This window comes from Lutibacter aestuarii, assembly GCF_042676885.1.
Lineage (GTDB): Bacteria > Bacteroidota > Bacteroidia > Flavobacteriales > Flavobacteriaceae > Lutibacter > Lutibacter aestuarii.
Genome location: NZ_JBHTIC010000002.1, coordinates 60,299 through 85,010 on the forward strand (window position 1 = coordinate 60,299; position 24,712 = coordinate 85,010).

A 24,712-nucleotide genomic window follows, 5' to 3' on the forward strand; every position below is an offset into this window, starting at 1 on the left:
TTTTAGTTATTATTAAATTTATAAATTATTGATTATTCGGTTGGAACAAGTACGTTGTCAATTACATGAATCCAACCGTTACTGACTTGTACGGTTTTTAATATTTTTGTTCCTCCAACATAAATACCATCTTCTTTATTTTCAACGACTAAATATTTTCCAGAAGCCATATATAATTTGCGACCTTTTTTTGCTTCTTTTTTTAATTGCGTGTCTGGAAAATTTGCTGGAGCTACATGATTTTTTAATATAAAGGCTAATTGCTCTTTGTTTTCAGGTTTTAATAAATTCTCAACAGTTCCTTCAGGTAATTTTTCAAAGGCAGTGTTCATGGGTGCAAATATGGTTAATGGGCCTACATTTACTACTGCATCTTCAACTCCTGCTGTTTCAATAGCTACTACTAATGTTTTAAAATCGTCTAATGATTTTGCTACTTGTAATGCATTTGCAGACGAAACATCGTCATTGACAGCTGATTGTCCTTTTCCTTCAGGTTGAACCTCTGAAGTTGTTTCTTCTTTTTCTTGTTTTTTTTCATTTCCCCCACAGGAAACCATAAAAAACACAAGTACTGCTAAAAGTGTAAAGGTTAGTTTGATTTTTTTCATTTTTCTTCTATTAACGTTAATAAATATATCACAAAAGTAATGTTGTACAGTCACTTAAAAGATGATAAAAATCATCTTTTAAAGATTAAAAGATATTTTAGTCTTTTATTATTGTAACAATAATTACATTTATACCTTGATTACAAGACTTATCTTTGTAATTAAAATAGTATATAACATTTTGTTGTAAGTAATTACAATAAAAAACGTCATAAATTAAGTATTAAAAATAGTAAAAAAATAATGAATAACACAATAATAACCAATAGTATAAGTAAGTCATTTACTTATGAGCAATATCGTTTAAAAATAAAAAATCTATTGGATGAGAGAAAGTCAACAGGCTTGGAACAATCTGAAATATTATTAGAATACAGTTTATTAAATGATAAAAGAATGGATAGGTTGGATAAAACTTTAAAAGTAACCGATGAAACCTTAAACTCTTTAAGCCAATTAAATAAACCTTTTACTTTTTTAGTGATTTCTGAGGGTTGGTGTGGAGATGCAGCACAAATAGTACCAGTACTAAATAAAATTGCAAGTGCATCAACAAAGATTAATTTAAAAATTGTTTTTAGAGATGAAAATGAAGAATTAATGAATCAGTTTTTAACAGATGGAAGTAAATCAATTCCTAAAACAATCTTATTAGATGCTAATAATCAGGTAATAACCTCTTGGGGGCCTAGACCTTCCATAGCTACTAAAATGGTGTTAGATTATAAAGAGAAAAATGGAGTTATTGATGATGAATTTAAAAAGAACCTGCAATTATGGTATAATAAAGATAAAGGGAATAGTACTCAAAACGATATTATTAAGTTATTGAAAGCATCTTAAATTAATGAACTAATTTAGATATATTTACCGTCTAAATTTTAAAAATGATTGTAGCTTATAATAAAATTCCAAATTGGTGTAAATTATGGGTTTTTCCATCGAGTAGAAAATTTTATGCTCAAGAAATTTCTACCTTAAAAGAAGCCATTGAAAATTTTTTAAATAACTGGAATAACCATGGGCAATTTTTAAATTGTTCCTATCAAATTAAATACAATCGATTTATTATTATTACGGTTGATGATTCTGAGCTTAGTTTAAGTTTAAAGTCACACGATCAACTAGTTTCTTTTATACAAGAACTTGAAACTAAATATGAAATTATTTTATTAGATAAAATTAATGTTTGTTACAAGCAAGGTGAATTTGTGCAATATAAAGAACTAAAAGAATTTAAAAAAATGATTAAAAATAAAGGAGTTTCTCAAAAAACCATTGTTTTTAATAATATGATTACCACTAAAGAAGAGCTAGAAACTAACTGGGAAATTAATATTATGGATAGTTGGTTAGGAAGATTTTTACAAAAGTAAAGTATAAAATATAAGTTTAAATTGAGGAGGTTGTAATTATAAGTTAGTAACAAACTCTTCAATTTTTATACTGTTTTTTACATTGAAATTTCCAATTTTAGTTCTACGAAGCTCAGATAAATAAGCTCCAGAATTTAAAGCTATCCCAAAATCATAGGCCAAAGAACGGATATAGGTTCCTTTGCTGCAAACGACTCTAAAAGTTATTTTTGGAAGGTTTATAGTGGTAATTTCAAAAGCTTCAATGGTTATTTTTCGGGTTTTTATTTCAGTGGTTTTACCTTCTCTAGCTAATTCATACAAACGTTTTCCATCCTTTTTTAAGGCTGAAAAAATTGGTGGTTTTTGTTCAATTTCGCCCATAAAATTTTTAGCGGTAGAATGAATTAAATCTTCAGTAATGTGATTTATAGAGTAGGTTTCATTTACTTCAGTTTCCATATCGTAACTTGGGGTAGTTGCACCTAAAGTAATTTCGCCAGTGTATTCTTTAATTTGACCCTGATACTCTTCAATTTTTTTTGTGAACTTTCCTGTACAAATTATTAATAAGCCTGTTGCTAAAGGATCTAATGTTCCAGCATGACCAACTTTTATTTTCTTTATATTAAAATGTTTCCTAATATGCCAACGCAACTTGTTTACTACTTGGAATGAGGTCCATTCTAAAGGTTTATCAATTAAAATAACTTGTCCGTTTTTGTAATCTTCTAAAGTCATTATTGTTGAGTTAATGTAATTGCAATGGCAATAATACCAATAATAAAACAATACAAAGCAAAATATGAGAGTTTACTTTTTTTAACAATTGCTATCATCCATTTACAAGCAAATAAACCCGCAATAAATGAGGCCAAAAAGCCAACGGATAAAACCCCAATTTGCGAACTATGAAAGTTGATAGATCCTAATAAAACATCTTTACTAATTTTACCAAAAATTAAAGGCACTACCATTAAAAAAGAAAATCGAGCTGCTTTGGTTCTGTCAATTCCCAATAAAACTGATGAAGATATGGTTGCTCCAGACCTAGAAATTCCAGGTAATATTGCCAAAGCTTGTGAAATGCCAATTACAAAAGCATTAAAAAATGAAACATTTTTTGTAGTGTTAGCAGCTTTATCAGCAAATAATAATAGCAATGATGTAATAATTAACATAAAACCAACCAGTAAAATTTGACCGCTAAAAAAGGCTTCAAATTGGTCTTCAAAATAAAGGCCAGCAAAAACTGCTGGAATCATTGAAATGCAAATTTTTAAAGAAAATTTTAGTTCGTTATTCCATTTAAATTGAAACAAGCCTTTTAAAATTTGAAATACTTCATTTTTAAAAATAACAATAGTACTTAATGCAGTAGCAAAATGTAATACTACGGTAAAGGTTAAACTTTCTTCGGGTAATGAAGTGTCTCCTAAAAGTACTTTCATTAATTCCAAATGACCGCTAGAAGAAACAGGTAAAAATTCGGTTAATCCTTGAATAATACCTAAAATAATTGCTTCAAAATAACTCATGGTTATTTTTTTGGTTTCGCTAAAATAGCGTAAATTTCAATAGCTAAACCAATAATAACTAGGGTTGGAGCCAAACGAATTCTTCTAAAATTATAAATTTCTTCATTAAAAACTTCGGGATTGTCACTACCACCACCAGCCATTAAAATAAAGCCTAGTGCAATAAATACAATTCCAACTAGCATAATGCTATAATTTCTTTTACCAAATAAGAATTGGCGTTTGTTTTGTTCTTTTTTCTTATTCATTTTAATAATAAAGTTCGTCTGTTCTTAAATTTAAAAAACGCTGAGTGGCAAAAAATGTACTTATCCAAGTAATTAAAATTCCCAAACCTATAACAGTTCCAAATAGGGTAGCTAATATTTTATAGTTATTTAATAACTCAATTTCAGGAATCATTTTATTTAGATACAGTATAAATGCTATTAAACCAGCGATTGCTACTAATGCACCTACAATTCCTAATTGAACACTTTTCCAAATAAACGGTATTCTTATAAAGCCTTTTGTAGCTCCAACCATTTGCATAGTTTTTATGGTAAAGCGTTTAGAGTAAACAGAAAGTCTGATAGAACTATTAATTAATACAACAGCAATTAAAGTGAAAACTCCACTAAAAAGTAGCATCCAAAAACTAATACGATTGATATTTTTAGTAAGTAGCTCAATTAAAGGTTTATCATAGGAAACTTCTGCAATGATACTTCTTATCAATAAACTTTTTTCAATTTCTTCCATTTTTTCTGGAGTCACAAATTCAGATTTTAAGGAAATATCGATGGCATTTTTTAAAGGATTGTCACCTAAAAATTCAACAAAATCTTCTCCAATATCTTCACTGTATTTTTTGGCAGCTTCTTTTTTTGAAATATAATGAACAGCTTTGGTGTATTCTGCTTTTTTTAATTCAGCTTGTAAAATTTCTACATCAGAAGATTTAGCATTGTCATTCAAAAAAATGGTGATTGCTACTTTTTCTTTAAAATGCTTCGTTATGCTATTTGTTTTCAATACAATTAATCCTAATAAACCTACTAAAAACAATACTAAAGCAATACTTATAATTACAGAAAAGTATGATGATCTTAATCTTCTTTTTTGATATTTGTCAAACGAATTATTCAAAGGGACTAGTGTTTAATAAAGGTGCAATATACAAATTGTTGTTGAATGGTTGAATTGTTTAATAATTCATTTTTTTGTAATTATAGATTTAATTAAATGAATTTAAATTTAAGCTATTTATAACTAACGATAAAGTTCAGATTTTATTTAATACAGAAAACAAAAATTGTGTACATTTAAATCTTATTTTTGCAATATGGAAACAAACAGACAAAAAAAAATAGCAGGTGTTTTACAAAAAGACTTGGCAGAAGTTTTACAAAGCGCAGCACGTGACGGAATGAAGGGAGTTATAATATCTGTTACCAAAGTTAATGTTACAACCGATTTATCTCAGGCAAAAGTGTACTTGAGTGTATTTCCACAATTAAAACGTGATATTATTTTAAAAGGGGTTCAAGAAAATACAGCTTCTATTAGGTATGAAATGGCAAAACGTACACGTGAACAACTTAGGCGTATGCCAGAGCTAACTTTCTATATTGACGATAGTTTAGATTATATTGAGGATATTGATAACGCCTTACAAGGTAAAAAGGAAAATCCAATCAAAAATCCTGATATTTTAGACAAACGTCAAAAAAGATAAATTGAATTTTCCTTTATACATAGCAAAACGATATTTATTTTCCAAAAGCAGTAACAATACGATTAACATTATTACTTTTATTGCAGCTATTGGCGTTATAGTAGGTACATTGGCATTATTTATAGTGCTTTCTGGGTTTTCTGGCTTGCGTGAATTTAGTATTGGTTTTTTAAACACTTCAGACCCCGATATTAAAATTACCTCCAAAAAAGGAAAATCGTTTTTAGTTTCGAAAGAAATAAATTCGATTTTAGATAATGAAAAAGGGATAGCATTTTATTCAAAAGTAATTGAAGAACGTGCTTTTTTTGATTTTAAAAATAAAACGCACATTGCATATATTAAAGGTGTAGATTCTAATTATATAAAAGTAAATAGAATGGACACAACAGTATATGTGGGTACTTGGTTAGATAAGGAAATCCCCTTAGGAGCTGTTGTTGGTAATGGAATCTCCAATTTATTATCCGTAGGTGTTTTTGATTTTTTAGAACCTTTAAAAATTTATGTTCCTAAACCAGGTGAAGGTTATATTACCAATCCAACCAATGCTTTTTCAAAAATAAATACACAGGCAATAGGTGTATTTTCATTAACTGATGAAATGGATAGAAAATTTACTTTTATTTCATTAGCTGTTGCTCAACAATTACTAAATTATACTCCAAATCAGGTTTCAGCAATTGAAATTAGGGTAAAAAGTATTGAAGATAGAGAAGTTATTATTACAAAAATTAAAAGTGCTTTAGGTGATGATTTTGTGGTGGAAAATAGAGAGCAATTAAATGCTGTTTTGTATAAAATGTTAAATACAGAAAATTTAGCATCTTATTTAGTTTTTACTTTGATTTTAATTATTGCCTTATTTAATGTGATAGGAGCTATAATTATGATGATTTTAGATAAAAAAGATAACCTTAAGACCTTGTATAATTTAGGTGCTACTATTAAAGAAATAAAAAGAGTATTTATTTTACAAGGCTTTTTATTATCTGTTGTTGGATTGGTAATTGGACTTTCTTTAGGGATACTTTTAGTGTTGTTGCAAAAAAAGTATCATTTATTTATGATTACTCAACATTTGGCATATCCTGTTGAGTTCACACTTTTTAATGTACTCACTGTTGTTGTAACCATTTTAGTCTTAGGCTTTTTAGCATCTAAAATAGCAAGTAGTAGAATTTCTAAAAAATTAGTTGAATAATATTGTTTTTGTTAATTGAAATAATCAAAACATTCTGTCTAATTTAATTGATTATCAATCCGTAATACATTAAATTTATACTTCATAAAATTTTAAGTATAAAATCTATTCAATTATAATTAATACCTATAATTGTTATTTTTTAATAAAAAATATTTATGTTTATTTTGAAACAAATTAAAAATTAAAAAATCATGAGCAATTCAAAAGAAGGTAAATGTCCTGTAATGCATGGTGGAAATACTTCATCAGATAAATCTGTAATGGATTGGTGGCCTAAGGCATTAAATTTAAATATTTTACACCAACACGATACAAAAACAAATCCTTTAAAAACCAATTTTAACTATCGTGAGGAATTAAAAAAATTGGATGTTCTAGCATTAAAACAAGATATAAATAATTTAATGACTGATAGTCAAGAATGGTGGCCTGCAGATTGGGGACATTATGGCGGATTAATGATTCGTATGGCTTGGCATTCAGCTGGAACCTATAGAATTGCTGATGGACGTGGAGGTGGTGGAACAGGAAATCAACGTTTTGCGCCGCTTAATTCTTGGCCAGACAATGTTAATTTAGATAAAGCAAGACGTTTACTTTGGCCAATTAAGAAAAAGTATGGTAATAAAATAAGTTGGGCAGATTTAATTATTTTGGCTGGAACCATTGCATATGAAAATATGGGATTAAAAACCTTTGGTTTTGCCTTTGGTAGAGAAGATATTTGGCACCCTGAACAAGATATTTATTGGGGAGCTGAAAAAGAATGGTTAGCACCAAGTGATAGTCGTTACGAAAATTTAGAAAAACCATCTTCCATGGAAAACCCTTTAGCAGCAGTACAGATGGGGTTAATATATGTAAATCCTGAAGGAGTAAATGGGAAGCCCGATCCATTAAAAACTGCAGAACAAGTCCGTGAAACTTTTAAAAGAATGGCCATGAATGATGAAGAGACAGTAGCATTAACTGCTGGTGGACATACTGTTGGAAAAGCTCATGGAAATGGAGACGCAAGTGTTTTAGGACCAGATCCAGAGTCTGCAGGTGTTGAAAAACAAGGCCTAGGTTGGTCTAATCCAAACAAATCAGGAAAAGGTCGTTATACTGTAACAAGTGGTTTAGAAGGTGCTTGGACTACTCATCCAACAAAATGGGATAATGGATTTTTTGAAATGTTATTTAACCATGAGTGGGAATTGAGAAAAAGTCCAGCAGGAGCTTGGCAATGGGAACCTATAACTATAAAAGAAGAGGATAAACCAGTTGATGTAGAAAATTTTTCTATTAGACATCATCCAATAATGACCGATGCTGATATGGCTATGAAAGTTGATCCAATTTATAAAGAAATTTCATTGAAATTTAAAAATGATTTTGAAGCTTTTTCTAATACTTTTGCACGTGCTTGGTTTAAATTAACACACCGAGATATGGGACCAAAATCTTGTTACTTTGGATCGGATTTTCCTAAAGAAGATTTAATTTGGCAAGATCCAATTCCAGAAGGGAAAAAAAACTATGATATTGAGGTAGTTAAAGAAAAAATAACAAACTCAGGATTAAGTATTTCTGAAATGGTTTCTACAGCTTGGGATAGTGCTAGAACATTTAGAGGTTCAGACAAACGTGGAGGTGCTAATGGAGCTAGAATTAGGTTGAGTCCTCAAAAAGATTGGGAGGGAAATGAACCAAAAAAATTGTCTAAAGTATTATCAGTTTTAGAACCAATTGCGGCAGAATTTGAAATAAGTATCGCAGATACTATTGTTTTAGCTGGAAATGTTGGTGTTGAAAAGGCTGCTAAAAACTCAGGAATGACTATCACAGTCCCTTTTGAACCTGGACGAGGTGACGCATCTAAAGAAATGACCGATGAAGAATCATTCGAACCATTAGAACCATTAGCAGATGGTTATAGAAACTGGATGAAAAAAGAGTATATGGTTAGCCCAGAAGAATTAATGCTCGATCGCACACAATTAATGGGATTAACAGCTCCTGAAATGACTGTTTTATTAGGAGGGATGCGTGTTATAGGAACAAATTATGGAGAAACTAAACACGGAGTATTTACAGATCATGTTGGAGCTTTATCTAACGACTTTTTTGTAAACTTAACAGACATGAGTTACGCTTGGGAGCCTTTAGAAAATGGACTTTACAACATCCGTTGCAAAAAAACAGGAAAAGTGAAATTTACAGCTACACGAATTGATTTAGTATTTGGTTCAAACTCTATTTTACGTTCTTATTCTGAATTTTACGCACAAGATGATAATAAAGAGAGATTTATTAATGATTTTGTAAATGCTTGGGTGAAAGTAATGAATGCTGATAGATTTGATTTAAACTAAAGGAAGATACAAACAATAAAAAAGCAGTTTAAATTTTAAACTGCTTTTTTTATAAACATTTAAGACATTTATATCAAGCAAACTTTTGTAAAACTTCATCAAAAACATTAAAAACATCTTGTGCAGAGTCGGAAGTAACCATTTTTAAACGGTAATCTTTAAAATGTGGAATTCCTTTAAAATAATTGGTATAATGTCTTCTGGTTTCCATGACTCCAACAATTTCGCTTTCTTTCCAATCAATTTCAAGTTGAAGGTGGCGTTTCGCCATTTCTACACGTTCTGCTATAGTAACTTCAGGTAAATGTTTACCAGTTTCAAAAAAGTGCTTTACTTGTTTAAAAAACCAAGGATTTCCAATGCTTGCTCTTCCAATCATAGCGCCATCTAAACCATATTTGTCTCGCATTTCAACCGCTCTTTCAGGAGTGTTAACATCACCATTACCAAACACAGGAATATGCATTCTGGAATTGTTTTTTACTTCAGCAATTGGAGCCCAATCAGCTTCACCTTTATACATTTGAGCCCGTGTTCTTCCGTGGATGGAAATGGCTTTACAGCCAACATCTTGTAGTCGTTCAGCAACTTCTACAATTTTAATAGAATCGTGATCCCAACCTAATCTTGTTTTAACTGTAATTGGTAAATTAGTATGTTTAACCATTGCATCTGTCAAACTTACCATAAGGTCAATATCTTTTAAAATACCAGCGCCAGCTCCCTTGCTTACTACTTTTTTAACTGGACATCCAAAGTTAATATCAATAATATCTGGATTGGATTTTTCCACAATCTCAACCGTACGAAGCATAGACTCTAAATTTGCTCCAAAAATTTGAATACCAACTGGACGTTCTTTTTCATAAATATCCAATTTTTTCACGCTTTTTGCAGCATCTCTAATTAAGCCTTCTGAAGAAATAAATTCGGTATAAACAACATCTGCACCTTGTTCTTTACACAAGGCTCTAAATGGTGGGTCACTTACATCTTCCATTGGAGCTAACAACAATGGAAAGTCATTCAATTTTATGTCTCCTATTTTTACCAAATCTAAAATTTTCGGCAAATTTACTAATTATTTTCAATAGTAGACTTATTAGGGCGTTCCCTTTCAGGGCGGGCTCTTTATTATATCTTTTACAATCATTTAATACTATTATATGATTGTAAAAGGATTTCACCTCAATCCCTAACGTAATAAATGTCTTTTTTTTAATTTTAATTTGACTTCAAAATAAATTGTATTTTTGAGAAACTAAATCAATGAACTTATGAAATTTAAACTAATCGCTTTAGGTGTAATTAGCTGTTTTTTTGGATGTAAATCTTCACATCAGAAAGCCAATTACGACGCACAATCTGGTGCAACCAAAATTGTAAATACCATACATTATCCGCAAGAAAAACACTTAAAAAATATTCAACAATTAACTTTTGGAGGAGACAATGCAGAAGCTTATTGGAGTTTTGATAATTCAAAATTAGTATTTCAAGCCACGAACAAAGATTGGAATTTACAATGCGATCAAATTTTTACAATGAATATAAATGAAGATTTAAGCAAAGGAAAAATTCCACAATTGGTAAGTACAGGAACAGGTAGAACAACTTGTAGTTATTTTTTGCCAGGAGACTCAACTATTGTTTATTCTTCAACACATTTAGCAGATAAAAACTGTCCGCCAACTCCAAAAAAGGAAGATTATGGGAATAAATATATTTGGCCTGTTTATGAAGGGTATGATATATTTATAGCCGATACTAAAGGAAATCAATTGAAACAATTGACTTTTGAAAATGGGTATGATGCAGAACCAACGGTATCACCAAAAGGAGATAAAATTGTATTTACATCTACACGTACAGGAGATTTAGAATTATTTACTATGAATATTGATGGCTCAAATGTGCAACAAATTACACATGAATTAGGTTATGATGGTGGTGCGTTCTTTTCTCCTAATGGAAAGCAATTAATTTTTAGATCGTCTCGTCCAAAAACTCCTGAAGAAATAAAAGAATATAAAAGTTTGCTAAAACAAGGACTTGTTCAACCAACTCATATGGAACTTTATATATGTGATGTAGATGGAAGTAATTTGAGAAAAATAACAAATTTAGGAAATGCCAATTGGGCTCCTTTTTTTCATCCTTCAGGAAAGAAAGTAATATTTTCATCCAACCATAAATCAAAAAGAAGTTTTAATTTATTCATGATTAATGTTGATGGAACGGGCTTGGAGCAAATAACTTTTGATAAAGTTTTTGATGCTTTTCCAATGTTTTCACCTGATGGTAAAAAAATCGTCTTTTCTTCCAATAGAAATAATAATGGAACTCATGACACTAATTTATTTATTGCAGATTGGGTAGAATAACAAACATTTAAGCAATTGTATTTTTAAACGCTTATTTCGTTATATTTGCGGCAATTAAGTAGACAGGAAAACGAAGTATGAAAAAAATCAGGAACTTTTGCATTATTGCACATATTGATCACGGAAAAAGCACATTAGCCGATAGATTATTAGATTATACAGGTACCGTTACAGCTCGAGAAAAAAAAGAACAGTTATTAGATAACATGGACTTAGAGCGTGAACGAGGTATTACTATTAAAAGTCACGCCATTCAAATGGATTTTGTTTATAAAGGTGAAGACTATGTACTTAACTTGATAGATACTCCAGGCCACGTAGATTTTTCTTATGAAGTATCTAGATCTATTGCTGCTTGTGAAGGAGCATTGTTAATTGTGGATGCGGCACAAAGCATTCAAGCACAAACCATATCCAACTTATATTTAGCCTTAGAACACGACTTAGAAATTATTCCAGTACTAAATAAAGTAGATTTGCCTGGAGCTAATCCAGAAGAAGTTACCGATGATATTGTTGATTTATTAGGATGTGATCCTGAAGATGTAATACATGCAAGTGGAAAAACGGGTTTTGGTGTAGATAATATTTTAGAAGCTATTATTGAAAGAATTCCACATCCAAGTGGAGATGTAACTGCACCATTACAAGCTTTAATTTTTGATTCAGTTTATAATTCTTACAGAGGTGTTGAAACGTACTTTAGAGTTATGAATGGCGAAATTAAAAAGGGTCAACGTATTCAATTTATGGCTACTGGTAAAACGTACAATGCAGATGAGGTAGGAACTTTAAAATTAACACAAGTACCAAAACAAAGTATAAAAGCGGGCGATGTAGGTTATTTAATTACAGGTGTTAAAACCGCAAGTGAAATAAAAGTAGGAGATACTATTACTGATGCCGTAAACCCAACAGAAAAAAGAATTGAAGGGTTTGAAGATGTAAAACCGATGGTCTTTGCTGGTATTTACCCCGTTGATACGGAAGATTATGAGGAGTTGAGAGCTTCTATGGAAAAATTACAGCTTAATGACGCTTCCTTAGTATTTATTCCGGAGAGCTCTGCAGCATTAGGGTTTGGATTTAGATGTGGATTTTTAGGAATGCTGCATTTGGAAATTATCCAAGAACGTTTAGAGCGTGAATTTGATATGACGGTAATTACTACGGTACCTAACGTTTCATATAATGCATTTACAAATAAACATCCAGATGTACCTATTTTAGTAAATAACCCATCTGATTTACCTGAGCCTTCAAAATTAAATAGAGTTGAAGAGCCTTATATAAAAGCAACTATTATTACAAAATCCGATTTTATTGGACCAGTAATGAGTTTGTGTATTGAAAAAAGAGGACAAATTACCAATCAAACTTATTTGACTCCTGAACGAGTTGAATTAACGTTTGATATGCCGTTGGCTGAAATTGTTTTCGATTTTTACGATCGTTTAAAAACGGTTTCTAAAGGTTATGCTTCGTTTGATTATCATCCAATTGGAATGAAGACTTCAAAATTAGTTCGTGTTGATATTTTATTGAATGGACAATCTGTGGATGCTCTTTCTGCGTTGATTCATGCTGATAGCGCATATTCAATTGGTAAAAAAATGTGTGAAAAACTACGTCAGTTAATTCCACGTCAGCAATTTGATATTCCAATTCAAGCTGCTATTGGAGCTAAAATTATTTCACGTGAAACCGTAAAAGCGTTAAGAAAAGATGTAACTGCAAAATGTTATGGAGGTGATATTTCACGTAAAAGAAAATTATTAGAAAAGCAGAAGAAAGGGAAAAAACGTATGAGACAAGTTGGTAATGTTGAAATACCTCAAGAAGCTTTTATGGCAGTTTTAAAGCTGAATGATTAGTTTTAAAAACAATTTACTATAAAAAAATCCCATCAATTTTGATGGGATTTCTTTTTATAGAACAATTTAATTATTGCTTTCTATTTAATCTTAATTTTAAATTATTTAATAACGAATACATAATTGGAACAACAATTAGTGTTAAAAAAGTAGCAAATGTTAATCCAAAGATAATTGTCCAAGACATTGGCCCCCAAAATACCACATTTTCACCTCCAATATAAAATTGAGGGTCAAATTCAGTAAATAGCGTCATAAAATTGATGTTAATTCCAATGGCTAACGGTAGTAAACCTAATATGGTTGTAATGGCAGTTAATAAAACAGGACGAAGCCTAGTTTTTCCACCTTCAACTATACTTTCATAAATTAATTCTTTAGTAAGAGTTCCTTCTTCTAAACCATTTTCTAATCGTTTTCTTTTCATTATTAAATTGGTATAATCAATAAGTACAATGGCATTATTAACCACAATACCAGCCAGTGAAATAATACCAATCATCGTCATCATAATTATAAATTCCATTCTAAAAATGATAAGCCCAAATAACACCCCAATTAAACTCAATAATACAGATAATGAAATGATGATTGGAGTTGAGGTTGAATTAAATTGCCCCACAAGAATTAAGAAAATTAAAAATACAGCAATCATCAATGCTTTACTTAAAAAGGCCATTTCTTCAGCTTGCTTTTCTTGCTCTCCTGTAAATGAAATGGAGATGTCTTTAGGTAAATGATATTGCTCTAAAGCTTTTTTAATTTGATCGTTAACATCTGTAGGATTGTAATTTTCGATCACATTAGAAAAAACTGTAATTACCCTATTTAAATCTTTACGCTTAACGGCGCTAAAGGTTGAAGAAGTTTCGGAATGTGCAACAGCAGAAATAGGAACCTGTACAATTTCACCATTTGATTGATTTCTAAAGGTTATTTTCTGATTTACTAAAGCATCTTTATTATAACGATACTTATCCATTAAACGAATATTTATTGGGTAATCATCTTCGCCATCTTTAAATGTTGAAACTTCTTTACCAAACAATGAAGTTCTTAAAGCATCACCAATTTGGCCTGTAGAAATATTTAATCTTCTAGCTTTTTGTCTATCAATAACAATTGGTAATTCAGGCTTGCCTTGTTCAACATCCAATTTTAAATCTTCAATACCAGCAATGTTAGTTGCATTGATAAATTGTTTAATATCTTCTGCCGTTGCTAATAGTTGCTCGTAATCATCGCCTGAAACTTCAATATTTATAGGAGCACCAGTTGGGGGGCCGTCTGCAGGCCTATCAACAGTAATATTTACTCCAGGAAAATCATGTAATAATTTTCTTATGTCAACTAAAACATCTTCAGTTTCAATACCATCACGTTCAATAAACTTTACAAAATCAACAGTAATACGAGCTTTATTTGGAGTTGTTCCTCCTTGTTGACCTTGGTTAGGGTCACTAGTTCCTTCACCTACTTGACCAATGATTGAGGTAATTAAGAAATTATTTCCATTCACCTCGTATTTTTTTAAATATTCCTGAATTTTAGCTTCTACTTGATGCGAAAGTTTGTTTGTTTCCTCAATATCTGTACCAATAGGGTATTCTAAATATACATACACTTGTTTTGGAGGAGTTTCTGGAAAGAAAAGTATTTTAGGAGGAAATGCTCCAAAAAGCATTATAGCAAAAAATAGTAAACCAAAAGTTCCTAAAAATAGCGTTCTTGGTCTTTTTCCTTTTAATACAAATTTTAAAGTATTCTCATAGATGATTTCTAATTTTGGGAGAAATATGTTTTGAAACCATATAGTGCCTGGTGTAAGTAGTTTTGTATTAACAATACGTAAAACTCCGGCTAATGCTAATATTAAACCTAACGCATTTAATCCTTTTATACCAGTAGATAACCCACCTATAATAAAGAATACACCAATAGTAAATAGGGCTGAACTAAAAATTAAAATTCTTTTAAAATTAACTTCATCTTCTTTAATTTTCATATATACTGAAGTTAACATTGGGTTAATTACCAATGCAACAAATAGAGAAGAAGTAAGTACAATAATTAAAGTAATTGGAAGATAACGCATAAATTCTCCCATCATACCTGGCCAAAATGCAATAGGTAAAAAGGCTGCTAAAGTAGTGGCAGTTGAAGCAATAATAGGCATAGCTACTTCACCTACTCCATATTTTGCAGCATCAATTTTAGAATATCCTTCATCTAATAATCGATATACATTTTCAACAACAACAATTCCATTATCAACCAACATTCCTAAAGCAATTACTAATGAAAATAACACCATAGTATTTAAAGTAACTCCTATAGCGCTTAAAATAATAAACGAAATAAACATTGATAAAGGAATGGCTATACCTACAAAAAGTGCATTTCTAATTCCAAGGAAAAATAATAATACTAAAACAACTAAAATTACTCCTAAAATAATACTGTTTTCTAGGTCAGCAACCATAGTTTTGGTATCATTTGTTTGATCGTTTGTTTTAGATACATATAAATTTGAAGGAAAATAATTTTCTTTTGCTTTAGTAATAATTTTGTCTATTTGTGTGGAAGCATTAATTAAATTTTCACCACCTCTTTTAGTTACATCAAGCATCACTACGGGTTGTAAAAATTCACGAGCGTAGCTTTCTTTTTCTTGCTCTTTAAAAGTTACCGTTGCAATATCTCTTAAATAAACAATATTGTTATTCTCTTGCTTTACAATAATATCCTCAATTTCTTTGGCGTTTTTAAATTCTCCAATTACACGTACATTTCTTCGGATACCATTTTCCAATAAATCACCTCCTGAAATGGTCATATTCTCATTTTGAATAGCCATAGCAATGTCATTAAAGCTAATTTGCGAAATTTCCATTTTGTACAAATCAACGCTAATTTCCATTTCTTTATCTTGGATTCCTCTAATATCAACTTTTGAAATTTCAGGAACTTTTTCAATTTCATCTTCTAAATATTCTCCATATTCTTTTAATTGATCCATTGAAAAATCACCAGATAAATTGATATTCATTATAGGAATTAATTCAGCAAAGTTCATTTCTTGAACATTTGGGTCTGCAGGTAAATCTTTTGGAAAATCTTTATCTGAAGTAGCGGCATCTACTTTGTCTTTAACTTTACGTAAAGCTTCTGTAGGAGTTACACTAAAATCAAATTCTACTTGTATAGATGAAAACCCTTCAATTGAAGTTGAAATAATTTCATTTACCCCAGAAATTCCATTAATTTCTTTTTCTAAGGGGCGCGTAATTAGTTTTTCAATATCTAGTGCCGAATTTCCAGGATAAGGTGTGGCAACATAAATTTGTGGCACAACAATTTCGGGAAATGCTTCTCTAGGCATACTTTGGTAAGAAAATATACCAGCCAAAAAAATCATTCCAATTAATACAAATACGGTCATTTTATTATGAATGGCCCATGTAGATAATTTAAATTCTTTTAATATTTTATTCATGCTTAATGTTGTTGTAAGTTAGTTGTTAACTAATTGCGGTTAATTTTAACCATGTCTCCAGATTTTACCAATCTAGCTCCAGCATTTACCAATACATCATTTTTTTGCAATCCTTCACTAATAAATGCAGTGTGGTTATACTCTTTTTTAACAGTAACTAAACTTTTTACAACTTTATTTTCATTAGTTTCCATAGTTACTGTAAAAACGTAGTTGTTTCCGTTTTGATCTTGTTGAATTAATGTTGATGGAATGATGATTCCTTCTTCTTTAAAATCTAAAATTTTTAAATCTGCTAATAAGTTTGGTTTAATAGACTGGTCTGTATTATTAATATTTATGCGAGTTTTAAAACTTCTATTATCAGGGTTTATATAATGCCCAATTTGTGCTATTTTTGAAGTAACTTCTTTATGAATTGAAGTAAAATTAACAATAGCTTCTGTTCCTATTTTTACAACAGGTAAATAAGATTCTGTTACGTCTGCTTCTACATAAACTTTATCTAAATTAACTAATCTAATAATTGGTGTTTGTGGATTAGTAAGTTCTCCGTTTTTAGGAAAAATTTCATCTACAATGCCACTAAAAGGTGCGCTAATTTTCATTTTATTATTTTGAGTTTTTAAAGAAGCCAAGCTGTTCTCTAAACTTTCTTTTTGAGCTTTTGCCTGAAGATATTGCATTTCAGAACCTATTTTTTGATTCCATAATCGTTCTTGACGTTCAAAAGTGGTAATTGCTAAAGCTAATTGTGTATTAAGTTCATCAATTTTATTTTTAATTTCAGTATCATCTAATTGTACTAAAAGTTGACCAGCTTTTACTTTTTGTCCTTCTTTTACTAAAATTTGCGTAACTGTACCGCCTAATTCAGGACGGATTTCAATATTTTTATCAGCTTGTACAACACCTTGTATTTCAACATAATGTTTAAACATATCGTATTGTACGGGAAGTGTTGTTATAATAGGTAATCTTTTTGTAGTATCTAATTTTGAAATCTCACTTTCAACAATTTTTAATTCATTTGTGAGGCTATCAATTTTAGCAACTAATTTAAGTTCTTTGTTTTTTAATTTTTCTAATGAAGTTGTAGTCTCTTCTTTTTGTCCACAAGAAAAAGTTAGTATGGCAGAAATTATAAGTATATTTATTTTTTTCATTTTGTTAGTTTTCTAGTTGTTAATAGGGTTATTTAAGGCACTGTCTAATGCTGCTTTATTAGCAATCACATTTAACATTGCTTGTAAATAATTTTGTTGCATAGTGTATAATTGGCGTTGTGCTTCAGACAATTCAAAACTTGTTGAAATTCCTTCAAAAAATTTAATTTGCTGTTTGTTTTCAATTCGTTCAGCTAATTTTAAGTTTTCTTTAGAGGTTTCCAGTTCTTCAATACTGTATTGGTATTCGGTTTTTGCGTTTTCAAGTTGAAGAGCTATTTTTTGTGCTGTTTCAGTTAACGTTGTTTTCGATTTTTCGAGTTCAATTTTGGCTTGTTGTGTTCTTGAGCTTCTTGCTAAACTGCTAAAAATTGGGATGTCTAAGCTTATTCCCAATAATGAAGAATCAAACCATTGTTGTTCTTTTTTTAAGAAGTCAAAATTTTGTCCAAAACCAGCGTACCCAAAGTTGACAAAACTACTTAAAGAAGGTAAGGCTTTACTTTGTTCAAGTTTCACTAATAGTTCATTAGCTCGTTCTGTATTTTTTGCAATTTTATAATCAATATGATTTTCAATTAATAAGTTAGATGTTAATAATTGTAAATCTGTATTTTTTGCTGCTAAATTAATTAGAGAATCTGTTAAAGTTACGATAGAATTGATTTCTATTCCTAAGGTAATGTTTAACATTTTGTAAGCAATATTCTTTAATTTTTTAGCTCTAGAAAGATTGCTTTTAACAGAAGATAATGTAATTTTAAGTTGCTCTACATTTTCTTCTTCAACAAAACCATTTTTAAAAATTTGGATGGTTTCTTCTAAGTTTTTTTCTAAAGTTTTAATGTTTTTTTCAAGTATGATAATGCTTTCTTCGCTAAGTAATACATTTCCATAAGCATTAATAACGGCTTCTCTTATACCTAATTCTGTTTTTTCTTTAGCTTGTTCACTAATTTGCAAATACGTTTTTGCCGATTGCAATCCTACTAAATAAGAACCATCAAAAATTAATTGATTTAGTGTTGCGGTGGCATTCATATTATGTTTGGTGCCAAATTCAACTTCAACAAATTCTCCTGCATTGCCGCCAAAAAAATCAGCAGGTATTAAAGAAACTTGCTGTTTTATCCAGTTTTGATAATCAATTTTAGCACTTATTTGTGGTAAGCCTATGGTTGTTGTTTCCCATTTTTTCTTTTTTGCAGCATCAATATCTCTTTCGGCATTTATTGATGCGTAGCTGTTTTTTAATGCATAATCAATAGCTTGTTCGAGTGAAAGTGAAATGCTTTCTTGAGCATTTATAACGTAGCTACTTAGTATTGCAATAATTAATAATGTCTTTTTCATTCTTAATATTCTGTGTTATTTATTTGTTCTTCTAAAACTATTAATCCTTTTAAAGTACTTATGGCTCTAGTATGATATTCTAAAACGCAGTATTCTAATTTTTTGATGGTATTTTTATTATAGGTGTACATGGTAGTGTCATAAACACTCATCATTAACGAAAAGTAAAATTTTGAGGCTAATTCAATGTTTATGTCCTTTCTATATAAACCCTCGTTCATTCCTTTTTGAATGTTTTTTGAAATACATTCTTTGAAAATTGAAAATTCTTTGGTCATAATTTTATGATACGTTTTGGGGTAATACTTCTCTAATTGATACATTGGAGAATCATCAGAGTTTTTAAACATATCTTTGAATATTTTTTTTATTTCATAATTTTCTTCAATGGCGTTGTACCCCTTTTCACAGATGCATAAAATACTATTGTGAATGTTTTGATGTACATAGGCAGTCGTTTCATCAACAAGTTCTTCCTTGTTTTTAAAATATTTATAGATAGTTTTTTTGGATACTGCCAAACTATTTGCAATATCATCCATAGTCACACTTTTAAAACCAAATTTTAAAAATATTTCTCCTGCTTTATTTAAAATTTTCTCTCTCATGGATAATTTAATCACTTATTTTGAATTGCAAATATAGAAAAGGAAACTTTAAACACAATAAAAGTTTCCGAAGTTTTAACACTTTAATAACATTTAATTTATTAAGGTGTTTGAAATAGTTAAAATTGAATGATGTATTTTTACCATAAATTACAATTAGAATGAGCACCATTGAAACATATAGAGAAGAGTTTTTAACATATTTACATAAAATAAACACAGTTAAAGAGCCTGTAAATTTATACGAGCCTATTAATTATATTTTAAATATTGGAGGTAAAAGATTAAGACCAATACTTACGTTATTAACTTGTGATATTTTTGGAGGAAATTATACTAAAGCATTAGATGCCGCTGTAGCAGTAGAGGTGTTTCATAATTTTACGTTACTTCATGATGATATAATGGATAGTGCACCAATTAGAAGAGGAAAGCAAACAGTACATACTAAGTGGAACGTTAATACAGGAATATTATCTGGAGATGCAATGATGATTATGGCTTACCAAAGCTTTGAAAGCTATGAGCCTGAACTTTTCAAAAAATTACTAAAGCTTTTCAACCAAACTTCATTAGAAGTATGCGAAGGACAACAATTAGATGTAGATTTTGAAAATAGAACTGATGTAACCATTCCTGAATATTTAAAAATGATTACAAATAAAACATCTGTTTTGGTTGCTTGCGCAATGAAAATGGGAGCTTTAATTGCAAACTCAAGTGATGAAGATGCAGAAAAAATATATAAATTCGGATTGTTTTTAGGACTTGCTTTTCAACTTCAAGATGATTATTTAGATACTTTTGGTAATGTGGAAGATTTTGGAAAACAAATAGGAGGTGATATTATGGAAAATAAAAAAACCTTTTTATATCTTAAAACTATTGAATTAGCAAACTCCAAAGATAAAAAGCAACTACATAATTTATATAACACTTCTACTGAATTACAAGAGAAAGTAACGGAGGTTAAAGATTTATTTATAAATTATAGAGTAGATAGAAATATTAAAAATGAAATTGAAAATTATACTCAAAAAGCATTTGACATTTTAACAGAAATTCAATTACCTATTGAAAAAAAACAAGAATTAATTGCTTTTGGAAATTGGTTAATGAAACGTAAAGTATGATTCCAGTTGTAAAAAATACCAATCAAATACTACAAGAAATAGATAAGCTGCACTTTTTTGAGGCTATTAAAAAACAATTAAATAAAGATTTTAATTTTTCAGGAATTATATATCAATTCCAAAGTAACTCACCACATAAATTAATTGAAGATTTAAGGTTGCAATTACATCAATTAATTACTTCAAACTTTTCAGGCTATTTAAACTTATTATATAGGATTGATGTTTCTGAAGCAGAAATTAAAAATATAACTGAGGTGGATATCAACGAAATAATTGAGCATGCTACATTTTTAATACTAAAAAGAGAATTTCAAAAAGTGTGGTTCAAAAGTAAATTCTAAATACAGGGTTTAAGGCCGAAGCATATAAAAAGTTTTTTGTTTTATCGTAAAGTACATCGTAGCGAAGTCCGATCGCTATATTTCCAGAAACATATTCAAGACCAAAATATAAGGCATCTTGCCAGGAAGAAATATCGTTTGCAAACACATATTTTTGATCTAGTTTTAAGCGTTCATATTCTGAAGAAACTTGAATATTACTAATAGGTTTATAAAAAGAGAGAATACTGCCTCCATAAAGGTTTGAAGTGGATTTTTGTGTAGTTGATTTATTTTTTACATACAAATAGCTAAAACTTACTCCTGAGCTAAACTGATCTGAAAAATCATAAATTACACTAGGAGAAATTGAAAATGTTGAGTAATTATTGCTAAACCCCATTGAAAACCCTCCACCAAATCTTAAATTTTTGGAGAAAGTATGTTGGTTGGGAGTTGTATTTTGACCTAAAATTGAAAAATTAATACCAATTAATAATGATAGTAAGCAGATAGTTTTGTGCATGTTATCAATTTTTTTACTAAGATAAGAATTTCTTTCAATTTTTTTATCAAATAATTATTGTGCATAAAGTAAATATGTATTATTTTTGCCACCAGTTTAAGGGACCCATAGCTCAGCTGGTTAGAGCACCTGACTCATAATCAGGGGGTCGAAGGTTCGAGCCCTTCTGGGTCCACAAAAAAGAAAGACTTTACAATTTTGTAAGGTCTTTTTTTATGATGTAAAAATTTGTATATCAATATATTATATTGGTGTAATTATTCAATTAACTTCTTTTTCTAATCACAGCTTTATTAAGTTTTTAACTAAAAATGGCATAGAAAAGGTGTTAGAAAAGGTGTTCCTTTTTTTAAGTGGTGCCCCATTCTAATAATTCCTAAAATTTCAATTAGGTTTTATATAGATAAGTCTAAAATAAATAAAAAGCTGAGCCTGATAGATAATAAAATCCGTCAGGCTTTTTTATTGCTTCAAGCTTCAGGAACTACATTTAATGTGTATCATATTTTAGAAAAGCAAACAAAAGAATATAGCGTCATAGCTTATTTTAATGTTTTTCTAAATAAGCTTAAAAGACTTATTGGAATTGATATTAAACAAGCTACTTATGATAAATATGAAAATGTAATAAAGAGTATTTAAAAGATTTACAGTTTCTCCTTACTTTATATAATAGAGGATTTTTTATATTTATTGAATAATAAAATTATGAGAAGAAATATTCTATTATTTACAATTATTTTTTTAATGCTAAGTTGTAATGCACAACAAGAAGTTAAGATAAAAGATTTATCAAAGAATTCAGACTTGAACTATATTTTTGCTAGAATAGAATGTAATAGTATAAATATTAAGAAAATGTATTCAGGAAGTTTTTTTGTAAAAACATTTATAATATCAGATTCAAAAATCACCCCAGAAAATTTTTCTGAAGGAACTGAAGAATTTTTGGAAAGTATTTTTGTTTCAATTATACCCGATGGAGATTATTATACAAGCAGCAAACTGTTTAAAATTGAAGGCTTAATTTCACCTGAAATTATTGAGTTTAAAGAATTACAATATCCAAAATTTGGGTTAAGAATTGAATATGGGAATTATAATAACCGCAGAATAGAATTCATTGAATTTGAAGGGGTTAATTAGAGTAACTTCAATGTTAAAAAGGTAAAAGGAAGAGAATTTAGATTTAGGCTGAAAGCTGCTAATGGTTGGGTAATTGGAACAAATGAATTGTATGAGTCTGTAAATGGAATAGCTTCAGTAAAGTAGAATGCCCACTAAAGCTGACGTTATAGAAATTTAGAAGAGTAGAGTTTTTAACTTTATTATTAATAGAAGAAAGGAGTAATTTATCTATGGATAGATACTCTTTTTTTATTTTTTTTCATAAATTTAATGTTTTAAAAAATTGCTGTCTATTCCTTATATTTAAAGGATAAGTATTGTTAAATAAAATGTTTAAAGAAGTTAGCTACAATAATAATGCTCTTCTGAAGCGTAATACATCTATTAAGAAAAAACTATGAAATCAATACTTTTAGGTATTTCAATAATAGCAGTTTGCATTCTTATCAGTTGTGACAAAGAAGAAAATGAAATTGTAAAAGACAGTCAATATTTAGTTGACAAAATTTACAATTACAATAACCAACTCGTAGGAGATTATATTTATGATAACAATAATAGACTGATAGAAATAAATATGTATTTCTATGATACTGATAATGGAAGAAGGATAGATTATGAATTTAAGTATCAAGAAGACAAAGTAAAAACAATAAACTATATTGAGTATCAGTTTCCTCAAGCAAATCATACCATTGAATTAACATATAATAGTTCAAACCAAATTGTAAAAAAAGAAACTTTTAAAAATGGCAATTTAATTGACACGCAATATTATAAATATTATAAAGATGGTAAACTAAAATGTCTAACAGATGAAAACGGAAACGATAATTACTTTTTTACTTACAACAAAACAGAAAATGTAATACAAGTTAAATGGTTGTATGTTGATACTTGGTTTGGAGGTGACACTATCGAAAAATACAAGAACTTTTTATATGATAATAGATTCAAGCCAAACTTTGGAATTGACTACCTCTTTTTTTTGGAGCCTTTGCCAGGTTTTGGCACAGGAGCTACACTTGAAAAAGGAATTTCAAAGAACAATATGATTGAATACGTTGAGAGTGGTACAAAATGGATTTATACTTATAATGCTCATGATTTACCAGAAACCATAGAAACTCAGTGGAAAAATATTGAGACATTAGAACCAATGATACTTAAAATTGAATATAAAAAATAAATTGAAAGAGAAGCTTGAAAATATAATTTTAGAATTATTGAAAAACCAAGAATTACTTCAACAAGAAATTGAAGATTGTATTTATAATTTTGATTATTTAGGTGCACATTATAATTCGATTGCTTTAAAAAAAGTTAATAGAAAAATTCAAACTTTTCAGAATTTAATAAATCCAAATTATGATAAAATAGCTTGGGTTGAAAGACAAATAGAAAATTACAAATCAAGAATTGAAAAAGAAAAAGAAGAAAATATGATTACATTCTTTAATTCTAAAATTAATCAATCCGAATTAGAATTATCAAAGCTTAAAAATAAAAATAATGAATTCAGAGATCAAAGCTTTAATCTTACTTGGAAATTACTTGAATTAAATAAAGGGATAATTTCAAAAATTGATTTATTATTACAAGAAAGAAATTCAATTTCAATTGAATTTACTAAAAATAAGAATAATTTATTAATTTCAATTAATGAAAATCATTTTAAGATTCTAACTCATGGAAAAGAATATCAAATTGAAATGAAAAATCTAGGTTTTATAAATTTGGATGGCAATTATATTTTAGAGATTAACAACTTTAATAATTTAAAAGTAAACAAAGTTTTAGAAATAAGTTCTAGAATAATATTTGACATTTTCTATTATAAAAACTTAGATAATCCAATTAATTTACGTTATGAATAAAACCAATAGGCAACAATACATATGTTTTATAACTAATTTCAAGTACATTTACAAAAATC

At 29.2% G+C, this 24,712-nt stretch carries 23 protein-coding genes, 1 tRNA gene and 1 pseudogene; 14 read left to right on the forward strand and 11 right to left on the reverse strand.

All coding sequences use genetic code 11. The features are described from left to right. Nucleotides 1–32: 32 nt before the first annotated feature. A complete protein-coding gene (locus ACFQZW_RS00280) occupies nucleotides 33–611 on the reverse strand; it encodes a fasciclin domain-containing protein (RefSeq protein WP_298264658.1) in 579 nt (192 codons plus the stop codon). Between the two features lie 243 nt (nucleotides 612–854). Here ACFQZW_RS00280 and ACFQZW_RS00285 point away from each other — a divergent pair, with 243 nt between their 5' ends. Together ACFQZW_RS00285 and ACFQZW_RS00290 are read left to right on the forward strand one after the other, a co-directional pair. Continuing rightward, a complete protein-coding gene (locus ACFQZW_RS00285) occupies nucleotides 855–1,454 on the forward strand; it encodes a thioredoxin family protein (protein WP_386781258.1) in 600 nt (199 codons plus the stop codon). Nucleotides 1,455–1,498: 44 nt separating this feature from the next. After that, entirely contained in the window at nucleotides 1,499–1,987 is a 489-nt protein-coding gene (locus ACFQZW_RS00290; protein ID WP_386781259.1) for an ABC transporter ATPase, read from the forward strand. A 36-nt stretch (nucleotides 1,988–2,023) separates the two neighbouring features. Here ACFQZW_RS00290 and truB read toward each other — a convergent pair whose 3' ends face one another. From truB to ACFQZW_RS00310, 4 genes are read right to left on the reverse strand one after another with little or no spacing between them, the layout of a single operon-like run. Next, nucleotides 2,024–2,707: a tRNA pseudouridine(55) synthase TruB gene (gene truB / locus ACFQZW_RS00295; RefSeq protein ID WP_298286676.1), complete on the reverse strand. Its 684-nt coding sequence runs from the start codon at nucleotides 2,705–2,707 to the stop codon at nucleotides 2,024–2,026. After that, nucleotides 2,707–3,504 carry an undecaprenyl-diphosphate phosphatase gene (locus tag ACFQZW_RS00300; protein ID WP_372800611.1) on the reverse strand — a complete coding sequence of 266 codons (798 nt, stop codon included), beginning with the start codon at nucleotides 3,502–3,504 and terminating at the stop codon, nucleotides 2,707–2,709. The genes truB and ACFQZW_RS00300 overlap by 1 nt, the downstream gene beginning before the upstream one ends. A 2-nt stretch (nucleotides 3,505–3,506) precedes the next feature. Beyond that, nucleotides 3,507–3,752, reverse strand: coding sequence for a DUF3098 domain-containing protein (locus ACFQZW_RS00305; protein ID WP_298264669.1), 246 nt, complete (start codon nucleotides 3,750–3,752; stop codon nucleotides 3,507–3,509). A gap of 1 nt (nucleotide 3,753) precedes the next feature. Continuing rightward, nucleotides 3,754–4,632, reverse strand: coding sequence for a cell division protein FtsX (locus ACFQZW_RS00310; protein WP_386781260.1), 879 nt, complete (start codon nucleotides 4,630–4,632; stop codon nucleotides 3,754–3,756). 196 nt (nucleotides 4,633–4,828) lie between these two features. Between ACFQZW_RS00310 and rbfA the strand changes: the two genes are divergently transcribed. The 3 genes from rbfA to katG all read left to right on the forward strand — a co-directional run bounded on the left by rbfA (nucleotide 4,829) and on the right by katG (nucleotide 8,785). Further along, a complete protein-coding gene (rbfA, locus tag ACFQZW_RS00315) occupies nucleotides 4,829–5,221 on the forward strand; it encodes a 30S ribosome-binding factor RbfA (protein ID WP_298264674.1) in 393 nt (130 codons plus the stop codon). A gap of 1 nt (nucleotide 5,222) precedes the next feature. Further along, nucleotides 5,223–6,425: an ABC transporter permease gene (locus tag ACFQZW_RS00320; RefSeq protein WP_386781261.1), complete on the forward strand. Its 1,203-nt coding sequence runs from the start codon at nucleotides 5,223–5,225 to the stop codon at nucleotides 6,423–6,425. Between the two features lie 194 nt (nucleotides 6,426–6,619). Then, a complete protein-coding gene (katG, locus tag ACFQZW_RS00325; protein ID WP_386781262.1) occupies nucleotides 6,620–8,785 on the forward strand; it encodes a catalase/peroxidase HPI in 2,166 nt (721 codons plus the stop codon). Nucleotides 8,786–8,858: 73 nt separating this feature from the next. Here the strand turns inward: katG and dusB are convergent, their stop codons facing one another. Next, nucleotides 8,859–9,839 (reverse strand): tRNA dihydrouridine synthase DusB, encoded by a 981-nt coding sequence (gene dusB / locus ACFQZW_RS00330; protein ID WP_298286909.1) that lies wholly within the window; start codon nucleotides 9,837–9,839, stop codon nucleotides 8,859–8,861. A gap of 223 nt (nucleotides 9,840–10,062) precedes the next feature. Between dusB and ACFQZW_RS00335 the strand changes: the two genes are divergently transcribed. Continuing rightward, nucleotides 10,063–11,169, forward strand: coding sequence for a TolB family protein (locus ACFQZW_RS00335; RefSeq protein ID WP_298286687.1), 1,107 nt, complete (start codon nucleotides 10,063–10,065; stop codon nucleotides 11,167–11,169). Nucleotides 11,170–11,246: 77 nt separating this feature from the next. Further along, nucleotides 11,247–13,043, forward strand: coding sequence for a translation elongation factor 4 (gene lepA, locus ACFQZW_RS00340; RefSeq protein WP_298264681.1), 1,797 nt, complete (start codon nucleotides 11,247–11,249; stop codon nucleotides 13,041–13,043). A 70-nt stretch (nucleotides 13,044–13,113) separates the two neighbouring features. On the opposite strand, the gene ACFQZW_RS00345 is transcribed toward lepA, so the two are convergent. From ACFQZW_RS00345 to ACFQZW_RS00360, 4 genes are read right to left on the reverse strand one after another with little or no spacing between them, the layout of a single operon-like run. After that, nucleotides 13,114–16,539, reverse strand: a complete 3,426-nt coding sequence (locus ACFQZW_RS00345; protein ID WP_386781263.1) for an efflux RND transporter permease subunit — start codon at nucleotides 16,537–16,539, stop codon at nucleotides 13,114–13,116. 29 nt (nucleotides 16,540–16,568) lie between these two features. Beyond that, complete coding sequence (locus ACFQZW_RS00350) at nucleotides 16,569–17,705, reverse strand: efflux RND transporter periplasmic adaptor subunit (RefSeq protein WP_298264685.1); 1,137 nt, start codon at nucleotides 17,703–17,705, stop codon at nucleotides 16,569–16,571. A gap of 12 nt (nucleotides 17,706–17,717) precedes the next feature. After that, a complete protein-coding gene (locus ACFQZW_RS00355) occupies nucleotides 17,718–19,058 on the reverse strand; it encodes a TolC family protein (protein WP_298264687.1) in 1,341 nt (446 codons plus the stop codon). 2 nt (nucleotides 19,059–19,060) lie between these two features. Continuing rightward, on the reverse strand, nucleotides 19,061–19,666 hold the full coding sequence (locus ACFQZW_RS00360) for a TetR/AcrR family transcriptional regulator (protein WP_298264689.1): 606 nt from the start codon (nucleotides 19,664–19,666) through the stop codon (nucleotides 19,061–19,063). A 161-nt stretch (nucleotides 19,667–19,827) separates the two neighbouring features. Here ACFQZW_RS00360 and ACFQZW_RS00365 point away from each other — a divergent pair, with 161 nt between their 5' ends. Both ACFQZW_RS00365 and ACFQZW_RS00370 read left to right on the forward strand, forming a co-directional pair. Further along, nucleotides 19,828–20,799 (forward strand): polyprenyl synthetase family protein, encoded by a 972-nt coding sequence (locus ACFQZW_RS00365; protein ID WP_298264691.1) that lies wholly within the window; start codon nucleotides 19,828–19,830, stop codon nucleotides 20,797–20,799. Continuing rightward, the gene (locus ACFQZW_RS00370; RefSeq protein ID WP_298264692.1) at nucleotides 20,796–21,143 is read left to right on the forward strand and encodes a hypothetical protein; all 348 of its coding nucleotides are present in this window, start codon (nucleotides 20,796–20,798) and stop codon (nucleotides 21,141–21,143) included. Before ACFQZW_RS00365 ends, ACFQZW_RS00370 begins: the two co-directional genes overlap by 4 nt. On the opposite strand, the gene ACFQZW_RS00375 is transcribed toward ACFQZW_RS00370, so the two are convergent. Continuing rightward, a complete protein-coding gene (locus ACFQZW_RS00375) occupies nucleotides 21,127–21,648 on the reverse strand; it encodes an alpha-ketoglutarate decarboxylase (protein WP_298264694.1) in 522 nt (173 codons plus the stop codon). The genes ACFQZW_RS00370 and ACFQZW_RS00375 overlap by 17 nt on opposite strands. Before the next feature lie 101 nt (nucleotides 21,649–21,749). Here ACFQZW_RS00375 and ACFQZW_RS00380 point away from each other — a divergent pair. The 5 genes and pseudogenes from ACFQZW_RS00380 (at nucleotide 21,750) to ACFQZW_RS00400 (ending at nucleotide 24,653) form a co-directional block, all read left to right on the forward strand. Then, nucleotides 21,750–21,823, forward strand: a tRNA-Ile gene (locus tag ACFQZW_RS00380). Nucleotides 21,824–22,356: 533 nt separating this feature from the next. Continuing rightward, nucleotides 22,357–22,794: a hypothetical protein gene (locus tag ACFQZW_RS00385; protein ID WP_386781264.1), complete on the forward strand. Its 438-nt coding sequence runs from the start codon at nucleotides 22,357–22,359 to the stop codon at nucleotides 22,792–22,794. A 39-nt stretch (nucleotides 22,795–22,833) separates the two neighbouring features. Beyond that, a pseudogene (locus tag ACFQZW_RS00390) lies at nucleotides 22,834–22,920 on the forward strand (YegP family protein); the annotation flags it as partial. A 253-nt stretch (nucleotides 22,921–23,173) separates the two neighbouring features. Next, nucleotides 23,174–23,965 carry a hypothetical protein gene (locus ACFQZW_RS00395; RefSeq protein ID WP_386781265.1) on the forward strand — a complete coding sequence of 264 codons (792 nt, stop codon included), beginning with the start codon at nucleotides 23,174–23,176 and terminating at the stop codon, nucleotides 23,963–23,965. A 1-nt stretch (nucleotide 23,966) separates the two neighbouring features. Further along, on the forward strand, nucleotides 23,967–24,653 hold the full coding sequence (locus ACFQZW_RS00400) for a hypothetical protein (protein WP_386781266.1): 687 nt from the start codon (nucleotides 23,967–23,969) through the stop codon (nucleotides 24,651–24,653). Nucleotides 24,654–24,712 lie beyond the last annotated feature (59 nt).